The organism is Leclercia sp. UBA2479, from assembly GCF_002341985.1.
GTDB classification, from domain to species: Bacteria; Pseudomonadota; Gammaproteobacteria; order Enterobacterales; family Enterobacteriaceae; genus Enterobacter; species Enterobacter pneumoniae.
The window spans coordinates 103,878-117,413 of the sequence record NZ_DDPB01000004.1 but is presented as its reverse complement, the minus strand read 5'-3'; the positions used below and the strand labels follow the sequence as shown (position 1 = coordinate 117,413).

The following is a 13,536-nucleotide window of genomic DNA, read 5'->3' as shown; positions in this document are numbered from 1 at the left end:
GGCCAGTTTGTGCGCTATGTTACCAGAACTGGCACGCTCTTCGCCTACTTCCATTCTTCGTCGAGAGTGAGCGCCAGCACACGCTCATCACGTAGCTGTCGGAACCAACTCGCCGACTTCTTGGGCCGCCGGGCGCGCTGATTATCGAGATCGATCTCAATCAGGCCGTAGCGATTCTTAAAGGCATTCATTGGCGAGACATTATCGGTAAACGCCCACAGCATGTAGCCGTGACAGTTCGCCCCCTCTTCCCGCGCCAGTAGCGTGTAATAAAGATGTTCGCTGATGAACGTGATCCGGTAATCATCTTCTATGAATCCGTCACGGTTGCGGAACTGACTCTCGTTCTCGACCCCCATCCCGCTTTCGGCAACGAACCACGGGATGTTGCGATAGTCGTTTTTGATGCGCATTGCCATGTCATAAATAATGCGCGGATAAATCTCCCAGCCGCGGGATTTATTCATGCGCCGCCCCGGCAGCTCAAAAGGCTCGTAATAATAGGCCGGATGGAAAGGTGTCTCAGGATGCCAGGCCCTGGAGGGCGCCTTAACCCGGTGCGGGTAGTAAAGGTTGATGCCCAGCTCATCGACGGTGTTATCCGCAATTAGCGCCAGCTCCTGCTCATTGTATTCCCACTGCACATCGTGCTGTGCCAGTAGGGAGAACAGCGCCTGCGGGTAACGCCCGTGAACCAGCGGATCGAGAAAGACCCGGTTGTAGAAGAGATCGTAAATTTCTGCCGCCCGCACGTCATGCGCTGCGCGTGAGCGCGGATAGGTCACCTCCGGGTTGAGTATGCAGCCCACGCTTCCGCTGTAACCTTTTTCGCGAAACAGTTTCACCACCTTTGCCGTCGCCAGCACTTTGTGATGGTTCCACTGCATCCAGGTGCCGGTGTTCTGCTCGTAGGGCCAGCGCAGCGCATCCAGATAGACGCGGGTCTGTACAACGATCGGCTCGTTAAAGGTGAACCAACGCTTCACGACCTTGTGATAACGGGCGAAGACCTGCTCTGCATACCGGGTGAAGAGCTCCACCACATGCTTCGATCCCCAGCCGCCGTAGGTCTCCAGCAGGGTGCCAGGCAGTTCGTAATGTTCGAGGCAGATCATCGGCTCAATGCCCTGGCGATGCATCTCGGCGAACAGTTCATCGTACCAGGCGGCGTAGGTCTCATCGACCACGGCGTTTTCATAGTCGATTAAAAAGCGCGACCAGTTGATGGACGTGCGGTAATGGGTCAGTCCCGCCTGTTTCATCAGTGCCACGTCTTCCCTGAAGCGGTTGATGAAGTCGGTGGCCACCGCCGGGCCATAGCCGTTATGCCAGACGTGGCGATCATTTTTGTACCAGAGGTCAATCCAGGAGTCTTGTCCCTCTCGCTTGCCGCTCCAGCCTTCAGTCTGCCAGGCGGAGGCCGCCGCCCCCAGGATAAAATCCTGAGGGATGCTAATGCGTTTTATGCTCATGAAATCCTCATGCGTTATGGGTCGCCTGCTGGTTCTGGGCCTGCTGCGCGGCAATCTCTGCGCGGCGGGAGGCGATTTTCACAAAGGGCAGATAGATAAGTATCGCGGTCACAATGCAGATCAACTGGGTAATCACCGCCCCCATCGAGCCCGCCGTAGAGAGCCAGGCGTTAATCAGCGGCGGCGTCGTCCAGGGCACCATCACCACGGCTTTACCGGCAAAACCAGTTACGGTGGCGAAATAGCCGATAGAGCCCGTCACCAGTGGGGTGATAATGAACGGTATCGCCAGAATCGGGTTGAGCATGATTGGCATACCGAAGATCACCGGTTCGTTGATATTGAAAATGCCCGGGCCAATCGAGAGCTTGGCGATCTCTTTCATCTCTTTACGTTTGGTGGCGATCATCACCGCGATCAGCAGCCCGATCGTCAGGCCGGAGCCGCCGATGCTCATATAGACATCCCAGAACGGCATGGTAATGATATTGGGTACCTCTTTGCCCTGCTCAAACGCGCTCATATTTACGGTGATGGCCCCCAGCAGAAGCGGCTCGCGGATCGGTTTAATCATCTGGTTGCCATGAATGCCGATCACCCAGAACAGCTGGGCCACAAACATCAGCAGCAGAATGCCCGGCAGGCTTTGCACCACGCGTTCAAGCGGCTGTTGCACCACCTGATAAACCGCATCGTACAGATACATACCGGTCAACTGATGGAAGACAAAGCCGAAGGTGGCAATAGTGGTGGTGGTGATGATCGCCGGGATCAGCGCAGAAAAAGAGGCAGAAACGTTAGGCGGCACGGTGTCGGGCATTTTGATCTTCAGCCCGGGGCGGGTCTCCAGCCAGCAATAGATCTCTACCGACAGAATCGCGATAAACATGCCGAGGAACAGGCTGCGGGTGTCAGAGAATTGGCGCAGCAGCACATCTTTTACCACGTGCATTTCACCATCCACCAGCATCTCTACCGTCGTTGGCGTAACGCAAATAAAGCAGATGACCGCCAGCAGCCCCGGAAAGAGCGATTTAATGCCGTTGATCCGCCCCAGTTCGACGCCGATCAGGAACACGGCGCCGATATTCAGGAAGTTAAGGGTGGCGTAGTTAAGCGCGCTGGTGATGGGCTTTAGCGCCGCCAGGAACGAGAGCGACTGAAAGCTGGCCAGGCCGTTTTTCGGATCCAGCACCATATTGGAGATCAGCACCGAAAACGCGCCAACGATGATGACCGGCATTAAGGTGATGAAAGCGGATTTTATCGCCATGATGTAGCGATAACTGTTGAACTTGGTGGCGAAACTGCCCAGAGAATCGATCAGTTTTTCCTGTAAGGCCATAGGGGTAATACCTCAGTAAAAGGGCTTTTATTGAATAAGGTGTACAGCCGGATACTATTGGCATACCAAAAATAGCTTTCAGCGTCATATTGTTCTGTGACTTGGCTCGCAACGCGGTAAGAGGTATCCCAGATTGTGATTTAGATACACTTTGGTATACCACTTATCGCCCGCGATGCCGCGGGTGGCAAAAAGCGTGATCATGATGGGGGTTTTGCCCTACCCGCCCGGCTTAAGCGCCGGAACGTCTGTGATAAACTGCTTTTATAACGGGAATGCAGGAATAACGAATGGCAACAATGCTGGATGTCTCACTGCGTGCGGGCGTATCAAAAGCCACTGTATCGCGCGTGCTGAACGGCACAGGTCAGGTAAAAGAGAGTACGCGGCAGCAAGTGTTTAAAGCGATGGAAGAGCTGGGTTATCGCCCTAATTTTCTTGCCCGCTCGCTGGCTAACCGTACCAGCAACAGTATTGGCCTGGTGGTTTCCACCTTTGACGGATTCTATTTTGGCCGCCTGTTGCAACAAGCCTCGCGTCAGACAGAAACGCATGGCAAGCAGCTGATTGTTACCGATGGCCATGACACGCCCGAGCGGGAGCAGGAAGCCGTGCAGATGCTGGCGGATCGTCAGTGCGACGCCATCGTCCTCTATACCCGGTATATGAGCGAAAAAGCCATTATGGCGCTGATCAACAGCGTGAAGATGCCGCTTATTGTCATCAACCGTGACGTCAGCCAGGCCCGCGATCGCTGCGTCTTCTTCGAGCAACAGGATGCGGCGTATAAAGCCGTGGATTATCTGATTCGCCAGGGGCATCGGGAGATCGCCTGTATGACGGTACCGATCCATACGCCGACCGGGAAAGCGCGTCTGATGGGGTATCGTAAAGCGCTGGAAGAACACGGCATTGCGTGGGATGAGAGCCGGGTAAAATATGGCGACGCCGGGATGACGCGGGGCTATGAACTCTGCCGTGAACTGCTTACCGAAAACGTGAAGTTTACCGCCCTGTTTGCCTGTAACGACGATATGGCGCTGGGTTCATCAAAAGCGCTGCACCAGGCGGGGCTGCGTATCCCTCAGGATGTCTCTCTGTTCGGCTTTGATGACGCCCCCTGCGCGAAATGGCTGGAGCCAGCCCTGTCGACCGTCTATCTGCCGATCGACAATATGATCACCACGGCTATCGATCAGGCGATCCGGCTGGCGAACGACCAGCCGATCGAGGCGATCCCGCCCTTTACCGGCACGCTCGTCATCCGGGACTCCGTCGCGCCAGGGCCGGAGTATGATCAGAAGAGTTCCAGCGCCAGCAATTCCTGAATCGTCTGACGGCGGCGGATCAGGCGTGCCGCGCCGTTATCAAACAGCACTTCCGGCAGTAGCGGGCGGCTGTTGTAGTTAGAAGACATCGACGCACCGTAGGCCCCCGTATCATGCAGTACCAGATAATCTCCCGGTACCACGGCGGGCAGCGAACGGGTTTCGACCTTGCCGCCTTCCAGTTGGGTAAAGACATCACCGGATTCACACAGCGGCCCGGCAACCACGGTTTCTACCTGCTCTGCCTGGGTTAAATCGCGCCCGTCGGCGGCCAGCGCGGTAATATGGTGATAACTGCCGTACATTGCCGGGCGCATCAGATCGTTGAATCCTGCGTCGATCAGCACGAAGTGGCGGCTACCCATTGTCTTGACGCTACGCACCTGTGCCACCAATACGCCGGACTCAGCCACCAGGAAACGCCCTGGTTCGATCTCCAGCTTTACCGGATGGCCGAGGTGAGCGGCAATTTTGTCACGCGCGGCGCTCCACAGGCCGTAATAGTGATCGGTATCGATCGCCTCTTCCCCTTCACGATACGGAATAGAGAGGCCGCCGCCCGCGGAGATCGCTTCCAGATCCTGCCCGAATTCCATGACCTGACGCACCATGGCACCGCATACCTGCTCCAGGTGGCCGTAATCGACGCCAGAACCAATGTGCATGTGAATGCCCACCAGCTTCAGGTTGTACTGTTGCAATACCTTAAGCGCCGCCGGCAGATCGCTATACCAGATGCCGTGTTTACTGTTCTCGCCGCCGGTATTCGTTTTCTGACTGTGGCCATGGCCAAAGCCGGGGTTAACGCGCAGCCAGACGCGATGGCCAGGCGAAACCTCGCCTAACTGGGCAAGCATATCTACCGAGCCCGCGTTAACCGGGATCTGCAGTTCATGCACGCGGGCCAGGGTTTCGCTGTCGATCAGATCGGCAGTAAACACAATGGCATCGCCATCGGCTTGCGGATCATAACCCGCCGCCAGGGCACGTTCGATCTCCCCCAGCGATACGGAGTCGACTTTGACACCCTGCTCGCGCATCAGGCGCAGGATATGGATGTTTGAGCACGCTTTCTGAGCGAAACGCACCACATCAAACTGATGCAGCGCGGCGATTTTTTCGCGAACGATCTGTGCGTCGTAAACCCAGACCGGGCAGCCAAACTCCGCAGGCAGGCGCAGCAGATTCTCGGCGTTGAGGGCGGTGTCTGTATTGTGTAACGAGCGTGGCATGGTCTTCTCCGGTACAGGTTTTTTATGATTACGCCACAGTGCGAACCGAATAAAAAATATCGTTTTATCGTCAGTCTATGCAAAAATGATATGGATAACTTTTTGCCACAGGCCACCGTTATGCCCGCCGTTAACCTACGCCATATCGAAATCTTTCACGCCGTAATGACCGCCGGTAACCTGACCGAGGCCGCACGTCTGCTCCACACCTCGCAGCCCACGGTCAGCCGCGAGCTGGCGCGCTTTGAAAAGGTAATTGGGTTGACGCTCTTTGAGCGAAGCCGCGGGCGTCTGCATCCTACGGTGCAAGGGCTGCGGCTCTTTGAAGAGGTCCAGCGATCCTGGTACGGGCTGGACAGGATTGTCAGCGCCGCCGAAAGCCTGCGTGAATTCCGCCAGGGAGAGTTGTCGATCGCCTGTCTGCCGGTTTTTTCCCAGTCCTTTTTACCGACGCTGTTACAGCCCTTTCTGACGCGCTATCCCGACGTCAATCTCACTATCGTGCCGCAAGAATCCCCGCTACTTGAGGAGTGGCTTTCCGCCCAGCGACACGATCTGGGGCTGACGGAAACCTTGCTCACCCCTGCCGGAACGGAACGTACTGAACTGCTGTCGCTGGATGAGGTGTGCGTGCTGCCCGCAGGGCATCCGCTCAGTCAGAAGAGCGCGCTCACCCCCGCCGATTTTCAGGGTGAGAACTACATTAGCTTGTCGCGCACCGACAGCTATCGCCAGCTGCTGGATTCGCTCTTTAGCGAGCATCAGGTTAAACGCCGGATGGTGGTGGAGACCCACAGCGCAGCATCGATTTGCGCCATGGTGCGCGCAGGGGTGGGAATTTCGGTAGTGAATCCGCTCACGGCGCTGGAGTATGCGGCGAGCGGAGTGGTTATCCGCCCATTTAGCCTCTCGGTGCCGTTTACGGTGAGTTTGATCCGCCCGCTGCACCGCCCGGCCTCCGCCCTGGTGGAGGCATTCAGCGGCTGGTTACAGCAGGGGGCAAAACAGTTTACGGCCGATCTTCTCAGGACAACATAAATTCCACCGCATCTGCCGCGTGGATCGCCGCCGTATCGAAGACCGGAATGGGGCTTTGCTCAGCAGGCACCAGCAGGCCAATCTCGGTGCAGCCGAAGATCACCCCTTCCGCCCCCTGCGCCGCCAGTTTCTCGATCACGCTAAGATAATAGTCGCGCGAGGCATTACTAAAGGTGCCGAGGCAGAGCTCTGCAAAGATGATCTCATTGATGCGCGCGCGGTCTGCTTCATCGGGGATCAGCGTTTCAATGGCAAACTGCGACGTCAGACGGCCCCGGTAAAAGTCCTGCTCCATGGTATAGCGGGTGCCCAGCAATGCCACGCGCGACATGCCGGAAGTCGTAATCGCCCGCCCGGTCGCATCGGCAATATGCAGAAATGGTAGCGAGCAACGCGCTTCAATATGCGACGCAACTTTGTGCATGGTATTAGTACAGAGCAGAATGGCTTCGGCCCCCGCCTGCTGCAGGCCCAGCGCCGCGCTGGCCAGCATCTCTCCGGCTTTATCCCAGTCGCCGCTTGACTGACAGGCTTCGATCTCATGAAAGTCCACGCTATGCAGCAGCAGACTTGCAGAGTGCAGACCACCCAGGCGCTGCTTTACGCCCTCATTGATTAAACGATAATAGGGAATGGTTGATTCCCAACTCATTCCGCCCAACAGACCGATCGTTTTCATTCTGCTCCCCTTTCTGGTTTTCCTCAGTGAAGCAAACTTGTGATCGAGTTTCCAGTTCCTTGGTTCAATGTTTTCTTTTTATACGGGCTGAGATAAGTTAATTGAAACAACGTTTCACTCTATATCAGGATACAACCATGTTTATTTTTCATAAAGAGACCCGCCTGGACGATTTGGGCAACGGCGTGACGCGCCGCATTCTGGCTCACGACGGCAAAATGATGGCAGTAGAGGTGAATTTTGAGGAGGGGGCAATTGGCCCGATGCACAACCATCCGCACGAGCAGCTGACCTATGTGCTGTCTGGCGAGTTTGAGTTCACTATCGGTGATGAAAAACATATCGTGACCGCTGGCGATACGCTCTATAAAGAACCGCATGTGATGCACGGCTGCGTCTGCCTGAAGCCCGGTACGCTGCTGGATACCTTCACGCCGGTGCGCGAAGACTTTCTGAAGTAAATAAGAGGGCGCGGTTAAGCGCCCTTTTCTTTCCTGGCCTTTATGCCGCTACCGGCTCGGGCAGTGGAATACGGGAACTTAATGCCTGGTTCAACAGTACGCTACCGCAAGCGAATAGCCCACCCAGTAATCCCGCCAGCAGTACAATGAGCGCTTTACCCGGGCCGTCTTTATTCACCGGCATAGAAGGGGAAAGCTGATATTTAAACGGCTCTACGTTCACATCTTCGATAGAAAGGTTTTCGAGCTGTTGCAGATAGTATTGACGGTTCTGGAAGTCCGCATTGAGTTCAGCCACGTCCTTGATGTTTTTTTCAATCTGCAGTTTCTGCGCGATACCGTCAGCGCCTAACGCCACTGAGTAGTCAGGATCATCCTTCACCGCTTGCCCGTTACTGTAGACCGGCTTTTTGATGCCCGCCGCGTTAGCAACCTCCAGCGAGTAATGCAGGCGCTGAAGATTGGTGTTGTGAACATTGGTCAGGCGCACCCTATCAAGCTGCAGCTGCTCTTTTACCACTTTGGTTTTCAGCGCGATCTGGTTGCGTATGTTCTGCATTGTCTCCTGCTCGACGATGCGAGAAACGTAGTTGATATAGCCTTCCAGCACGGTCTGTGCATCGGCTGCTGTTGGCGCGGTAAAGCTCAACGTCCACGAAATATAGGGCGCTTTATCCGCATCTTTTGCGGAGGTGTTATCGGCTGCTTTCATTCTGTCAGCGATGCTGACCACCGCGCGATGCAGCGTCAGGGGATCCACCTCTGTGCCTTTCAACTGCCCCACTACATAGGGTGAACTCGCCATGTACTCTTCGAGAAGGGACTGCGACTGGAATTTTTTAATGAACAGTTTGAACACTTCCGGTCGGTCCACCTTAACGTCAACATCAAGGACTTGTAACGCAACCATCATCTGGCGCAGCGGGTTCCACTGTGTCTGTTCTGCCGGGGTGATAACGGCTTTACTGGTCCATTTCTGCGGGAGTAAAAACGCGATTGCCAGGCCGGCCAACGCAAACGCGAAGGTAATTGCCACAATGCGCTTTTTGGCTGCAAAAAGGGTCTGTAACAACTCCAGAAGGTCTATTTCTCGGGTATTGACTGCCGGGGAGGCATAACGAGGGAAATCGAGGTCCGTGTGTTTGTTGGTATCCATAGATGACATAACCGTTTTTCTTTTAAAGGTGCAGTGCATTTCTGCCTGGCAAATTACGGGGATCCCGATGATACAAGAACCTAAGAATAATCTGAACGCCTGAATGGTATATCTGTCGATGGGCTATCAAATTTAGTAGCCCATCCAACAAAAGGATTGCTGCTATAAAACCTCTCCGTTATGCCCCACCCTCCTCTTCCTTTTGGCGAGTGCAATTTTTTGAAATGACGCAAAAATGCCAGCCCCATCACCTTATTGAAACAGCGTTTCGACATCGATCACATTTCCATCATTAACCGAATGACGCGGAAATAAATAGCAATAAAATAAAATAAAACGATGTTTTAGTATTCAAGAAAGACAGTTCGTAAGTTTTGAAAACCAGACACTTCAGTGCGAGGTGCATTCTGAAAATACCCTATTAATCAGCATGTAATGGGTGACTAACCTTCGCATCGCCCTAAAAATTTCCCCTCATGCTAAGGAACACAGGCGTGAGAAGTCTTTACAAATGCAGATTCCGTTTTTTAAACCATTGATCGCCAGGTAGGTATGTATGAATGAAAACAAGCTGCTGGGGTTAGCATGGATATCGCCCTACATAATTGGGTTGATACTCTTTACTGCTTTCCCATTTGTTTCATCTTTCTTCCTCAGTTTTACTGATTACGATTTGATGAGCCCGCCGGTATTTAACGGCATTGAGAACTATCGCTACATGTTTACCGAAGACACCCTCTTCTGGAAATCCATGGGCGTGACCTTCGCGTATGTATTTTTAACCATCCCGTTAAAGCTGGCCTTTGCCCTTGGCATCGCTTTTGTCCTGAACTTTAAATTACGCGGCATTGGATTCTTCCGAACCGCTTACTATATTCCGTCGATCCTGGGCAGCTCCGTCGCGATTGCCGTTCTGTGGCGCGCCCTGTTTGCCATCGATGGGCTGTTAAATAGCTTTATCGGCGTATTTGGCCTCGATCCGGTCAACTGGCTTGGTGAGCCGTCGCTGGCGCTGATGTCCGTCACCCTGCTGCGCGTATGGCAGTTCGGCTCCGCGATGGTCATCTTCCTTGCCGCTCTGCAAAACGTGCCGCAATCCCAGTACGAAGCGGCAATGATCGACGGCGCATCTAAGTGGCAGATGTTCATGAAAGTGACCGTACCGCTGATTACCCCGGTGATCTTCTTTAACTTCATTATGCAGACGACCCAGGCGTTCCAGGAATTTACCGGGCCGTATGTCATCACCGGCGGTGGGCCGACTTACTCGACCTATCTGTTCTCGCTCTACATCTACGACACCGCATTCAAATACTTTGACATGGGTTATGGCGCCGCACTGGCCTGGGTCCTGTTCCTGGTCGTTGCTGTCTTCGCCGCTATCGCCTTTAAGTCTTCGAAATACTGGGTGTTCTACTCCGCCGATAAGGGAGGCAAAAATGGCTGATATTCAACAACTCTCCACGGCGAGAAGCATCGCAGAACGCGAGGTGGCCCGTACGCTGCGTCGTGAAAAAATTAGCGCCAGCATTCGCTATGTGATCCTGCTGTTTGTTGGCCTGCTGATGCTCTACCCACTGGTGTGGATGTTCTCGGCGTCGTTCAAACCGAACCACGAGATCTTTACCACCCTGAGCCTGTGGCCTGCCCATGCCACCTGGGATGGTTTTGTGAATGGCTGGAAAACCGGCACCGAGTACAACTTCGGTCATTACATGCTGAACACCTTTAAGTATGTGATCCCCAAAGTGATCCTGACCATTATCTCCTCCACCATCGTGGCGTACGGCTTTGCCCGCTTCGAGATCCCCTGGAAGAAGTTCTGGTTCGCGACGCTGATCACCACCATGTTGCTGCCAAGCACCGTGCTGCTGATCCCGCAGTACCTGATGTTCCGTGAAATGGGCATGCTGAACAGCTATATGCCGCTGTACCTGCCGCTGGCCTTCGCCACGCAAGGGTTCTTCGTCTTCATGCTGATCCAGTTCCTGCGCGGCGTGCCGCGAGACATGGAAGAGGCGGCGCAGATTGACGGCTGTAACTCTATTCAGGTGCTGTGGTACGTGGTGGTACCTATCCTGAAGCCGGCCATCATCTCCGTGGCACTGTTCCAGTTCATGTGGTCCATGAACGACTTTATCGGGCCGCTGATCTATGTCTACAGCGTGGATAAATACCCGATTGCACTGGCTCTGAAAATGTCCATCGACGTCACCGAAGGGGCGCCGTGGAACGAAATTCTGGCAATGGCGAGCATCTCCATTCTGCCATCCATCATTGTCTTCTTCCTGGCACAGCGCTACTTCGTACAGGGCGTAACCAGCAGCGGAATTAAAGGTTAAGAGGGAAATATCATGGCTGAAGTTATCTTCAACAAACTGGAAAAGGTTTACTCCAACGGCTTCAAAGCGGTACATGCTATCGACCTGAAAATCGCTGAAGGTGAGTTCATGGTGATCGTCGGCCCTTCCGGCTGCGCGAAGTCCACCACGCTGCGTATGCTGGCCGGTCTGGAGACCATTAGCGGCGGCGAAGTGCGCATCGGCGACAAGATCGTCAATAACCTGGCGCCAAAAGAGCGCGGGATTGCGATGGTGTTCCAGAACTACGCCCTTTACCCGCATATGACCGTGCGCGAAAACCTGGCCTTTGGCCTGAAGCTGAGCAAACTGCCAAAAACGCAAATTGAGGCGCAGGTGAATGAAGCGGCCAAAATCCTTGAACTGGAAGAGTTGCTGGATCGCCTGCCGCGCCAGCTCTCCGGGGGCCAGGCCCAGCGTGTGGCGGTAGGCCGTGCGATTGTGAAAAAGCCGGACGTGTTCCTGTTTGACGAACCGCTCTCCAACCTGGATGCCAAACTGCGTGCCTCAATGCGTATTCGTATTTCGGATCTGCACAAGCAGCTGAAGGCCTCCGGCAAACCGGCGACCACCGTCTACGTAACGCACGATCAGACCGAAGCGATGACCATGGGCGACCGCATCTGCGTGATGAAACTGGGTCATATCATGCAGGTAGATACCCCGGACAACCTCTACCACAAGCCGAAAAACATGTTCGTGGCCGGTTTTATCGGCTCGCCGGAAATGAACATCCGCGCCAGCAAACTGGTGCACCAGGACGGCCAGCTCGCCCTGACCATCGGCGACCAGACCATGCCGCTAAGCGCTGAACTGAAAGAGAAAGTCGAGAGCCACGTTGGCCAGGACATTTTCTACGGGATTCGCCCGGACTTTGTCTCGCTCTCTGATGAGCCCTTCCTTCAGGGCGGCTGCTGCGGCGAGATGGTTCGCGCCGAAAACATGGGGCACGAATTCTTTGTTTACCTGAAAGTCGCCGACTATGAACTGACAGCCCGCATTCCTTCCGACGAAGCTAAGCCCATGATTGAAAAGGGGCTTCATCGTAAGGTGTATTTTAAGTTCGACATGAATAAGTGTCATATCTTTGACGCGAAATCTGAACAGAACATCTCTCTCTGACTGGAGTTATAAAAATGAAAAAAGTGCTTTTAAGCGCAGCAATCTCCGCTACCCTGGGTCTGACTGCTTTGCCATCGATGGCGCAGGATGTTGATTTACGTATGTCCTGGTGGGGCGGTAATGGCCGCCATCAGGTGACGCTGAAGGCGATTGAAGAGTTCCACAAACAGAATCCGGACATCAACGTTAAAGCCGAATACACGGGGTGGGACGGACACCTCTCCCGTCTGACGACGCAAATCGCAGGCGGCACCGAGCCGGACGTGATGCAGACCAACTGGAACTGGCTGCCGATCTTCTCTAAGACCGGTGAGGGCTTCTACGATCTGAACAAAATGAAAGATGTGATCGACCTGGCGCAGTTCGATCCTAAAGAGCTGCAGTCCACCACGGTAAACGGCAAGCTGAACGGGATCCCTATCTCCGTGACCGCGCGCGTCTTCTATTTCAACGATGAAACCTGGAAAAAAGCCGGTGTCACCTACCCAAAAACCTGGGATGAGCTGATGGCGGCGGGTAAAACCTTCGAAAGCAAACTGGGCAAACAGTATTACCCGGTTGTACTGGAGCACCAGGACACCCTGGCGCTGCTGAACTCTTATATGACTCAGAAGTACAACATCCCGGCGGTTGATGAAAAGGCGAAAAAATTCTCCTACAGCAAAGAGCAGTGGGTGGAGTTTTTCCAGACCTACAAAAAGCTGGTTGATAGCCACGTGATGCCAGACACCAAATACTATGCCTCATTTGGTAAGAGCAACATGTATGAGATGAAGCCGTGGATCCAGGGTGAATGGGGCGGGACCTATATGTGGAACTCCACCATCACCAAGTATTCCGACAACCTGAAGCCACCGGCAAAACTGGAGCTTGGTAGCTACCCAATGCTGCCGGGCGCAACGGACGCGGGTCTGTTCTTTAAACCGGCACAGATGCTCTCCATCGGCAAATCGACGAAGAACCCGGAAGCGGCCGCTAAGTTGATTAACTTCCTACTCAACAGCAAAGAGGGTGTCCATACTCTGGGCCTGGAACGTGGCGTACCGCTGAGTAAAGCGGCAGTGCAGTACCTGACGGAAGACGGCACCATCAAAGAGAACGATCCTTCCGTAGCGGGTCTGCGCCTGGCGCAGTCACTGCCTGCCAAACTCTCTGTATCGCCATACTTTGACGATCCACAGATCGTGGCGCAGTTCGGCACCTCTCTGCAATACCTCGATTACGGCCAGAAAACCGTGGAAGAGACTGCCGCTGACTTCCAGCGTCAGGCTGAACGTATTCTGAAGCGCGCCATGCGCTAACAAGGACTTACTTTGAATACCCTGACGCCTATGCGTTGGGGT

Annotated in this window: 12 protein-coding genes; 7 read left to right on the top strand and 5 right to left on the bottom strand. The window is 54.3% G+C overall.

Annotated elements, in window-relative coordinates; all coding sequences use genetic code 11:
• Nucleotides 1-44: 44 nt before the first annotated feature.
• Both B3B59_RS03765 and B3B59_RS03760 read right to left on the bottom strand, forming a co-directional pair.
• Nucleotides 45-1,472: a glycoside hydrolase family 1 protein gene (locus tag B3B59_RS03765; protein WP_046887091.1), complete on the bottom strand. Its 1,428-nt coding sequence runs from the start codon at nt 1,470-1,472 to the stop codon at nt 45-47.
• A gap of 7 nt (nt 1,473-1,479) precedes the next feature.
• Nucleotides 1,480-2,817: a PTS sugar transporter subunit IIC gene (locus tag B3B59_RS03760; protein WP_046887092.1), complete on the bottom strand. Its 1,338-nt coding sequence runs from the start codon at nt 2,815-2,817 to the stop codon at nt 1,480-1,482.
• 290 nt (nt 2,818-3,107) lie between these two features.
• On the opposite strand from B3B59_RS03760, the gene B3B59_RS03755 reads away from it, so the two are divergent.
• Nucleotides 3,108-4,145: a LacI family DNA-binding transcriptional regulator gene (locus B3B59_RS03755; protein ID WP_040074186.1), complete on the top strand. Its 1,038-nt coding sequence runs from the start codon at nt 3,108-3,110 to the stop codon at nt 4,143-4,145.
• On the opposite strand, the gene lysA is transcribed toward B3B59_RS03755, so the two are convergent.
• Entirely contained in the window at nt 4,115-5,377 is a 1,263-nt protein-coding gene (lysA, locus tag B3B59_RS03750; protein ID WP_286808103.1) for a diaminopimelate decarboxylase, read from the bottom strand. The genes B3B59_RS03755 and lysA overlap by 31 nt on opposite strands.
• Nucleotides 5,378-5,497: 120 nt before the next feature.
• Between lysA and B3B59_RS03745 the strand changes: the two genes are divergently transcribed.
• The gene (locus B3B59_RS03745; protein WP_046887162.1) at nt 5,498-6,415 is read left to right on the top strand and encodes a LysR family transcriptional regulator; all 918 of its coding nucleotides are present in this window, start codon (nt 5,498-5,500) and stop codon (nt 6,413-6,415) included.
• Here the strand turns inward: B3B59_RS03745 and B3B59_RS03740 are convergent.
• Nucleotides 6,402-7,094, bottom strand: a complete 693-nt coding sequence (locus B3B59_RS03740) for an aspartate/glutamate racemase (protein ID WP_046887094.1) — start codon at nt 7,092-7,094, stop codon at nt 6,402-6,404. The genes B3B59_RS03745 and B3B59_RS03740 overlap by 14 nt on opposite strands.
• Before the next feature lie 137 nt (nt 7,095-7,231).
• On the opposite strand from B3B59_RS03740, the gene B3B59_RS03735 reads away from it, so the two are divergent.
• Nucleotides 7,232-7,555, top strand: coding sequence for a cupin domain-containing protein (locus B3B59_RS03735; RefSeq protein ID WP_040074182.1), 324 nt, complete (start codon nt 7,232-7,234; stop codon nt 7,553-7,555).
• 40 nt (nt 7,556-7,595) lie between these two features.
• Here B3B59_RS03735 and wzz(fepE) read toward each other — a convergent pair whose 3' ends face one another.
• Nucleotides 7,596-8,720, bottom strand: coding sequence for an LPS O-antigen length regulator Wzz(fepE) (wzz(fepE), locus tag B3B59_RS03730; RefSeq protein WP_286808102.1), 1,125 nt, complete (start codon nt 8,718-8,720; stop codon nt 7,596-7,598).
• 547 nt (nt 8,721-9,267) lie between these two features.
• On the opposite strand from wzz(fepE), the gene B3B59_RS03725 reads away from it, so the two are divergent.
• From B3B59_RS03725 to B3B59_RS03710, 4 genes are read left to right on the top strand one after another with little or no spacing between them, the layout of a single operon-like run.
• Entirely contained in the window at nt 9,268-10,158 is an 891-nt protein-coding gene (locus B3B59_RS03725; protein ID WP_040074179.1) for a carbohydrate ABC transporter permease, read from the top strand.
• A complete protein-coding gene (locus tag B3B59_RS03720; protein ID WP_040074178.1) occupies nt 10,151-11,053 on the top strand; it encodes a carbohydrate ABC transporter permease in 903 nt (300 codons plus the stop codon). Before B3B59_RS03725 ends, B3B59_RS03720 begins: the two co-directional genes overlap by 8 nt.
• Before the next feature lie 12 nt (nt 11,054-11,065).
• Nucleotides 11,066-12,193, top strand: coding sequence for an ABC transporter ATP-binding protein (locus B3B59_RS03715; RefSeq protein ID WP_046887096.1), 1,128 nt, complete (start codon nt 11,066-11,068; stop codon nt 12,191-12,193).
• A 14-nt stretch (nt 12,194-12,207) separates the two neighbouring features.
• Complete coding sequence (locus B3B59_RS03710) at nt 12,208-13,494, top strand: ABC transporter substrate-binding protein (RefSeq protein ID WP_207292350.1); 1,287 nt, start codon at nt 12,208-12,210, stop codon at nt 13,492-13,494.
• Nucleotides 13,495-13,536 lie beyond the last annotated feature (42 nt).

Excerpts from the sequence above, each read along its gene's own strand:
- lysA (WP_286808103.1), bottom strand. The coding sequence starts at position 5,377 with ATGCCACGCTCGTTACACAATACAGACACCGCCCTCAACGCCGAGAAT.
- B3B59_RS03735 (WP_040074182.1), top strand. The coding sequence starts at position 7,232 with ATGTTTATTTTTCATAAAGAGACCCGCCTGGACGATTTGGGCAACGGC.
- B3B59_RS03745 (WP_046887162.1), top strand. The coding sequence starts at position 5,498 with ATGCCCGCCGTTAACCTACGCCATATCGAAATCTTTCACGCCGTAATG.
- B3B59_RS03765 (WP_046887091.1), bottom strand. The coding sequence starts at position 1,472 with ATGAGCATAAAACGCATTAGCATCCCTCAGGATTTTATCCTGGGGGCG.
- B3B59_RS03740 (WP_046887094.1), bottom strand. The coding sequence starts at position 7,094 with ATGAAAACGATCGGTCTGTTGGGCGGAATGAGTTGGGAATCAACCATT.
- B3B59_RS03715 (WP_046887096.1), top strand. The coding sequence starts at position 11,066 with ATGGCTGAAGTTATCTTCAACAAACTGGAAAAGGTTTACTCCAACGGC.
- B3B59_RS03755 (WP_040074186.1), top strand. The coding sequence starts at position 3,108 with ATGGCAACAATGCTGGATGTCTCACTGCGTGCGGGCGTATCAAAAGCC.
- B3B59_RS03760 (WP_046887092.1), bottom strand. The coding sequence starts at position 2,817 with ATGGCCTTACAGGAAAAACTGATCGATTCTCTGGGCAGTTTCGCCACC.
- B3B59_RS03725 (WP_040074179.1), top strand. The coding sequence starts at position 9,268 with ATGAATGAAAACAAGCTGCTGGGGTTAGCATGGATATCGCCCTACATA.
- B3B59_RS03710 (WP_207292350.1), top strand. The coding sequence starts at position 12,208 with ATGAAAAAAGTGCTTTTAAGCGCAGCAATCTCCGCTACCCTGGGTCTG.
- B3B59_RS03720 (WP_040074178.1), top strand. The coding sequence starts at position 10,151 with ATGGCTGATATTCAACAACTCTCCACGGCGAGAAGCATCGCAGAACGC.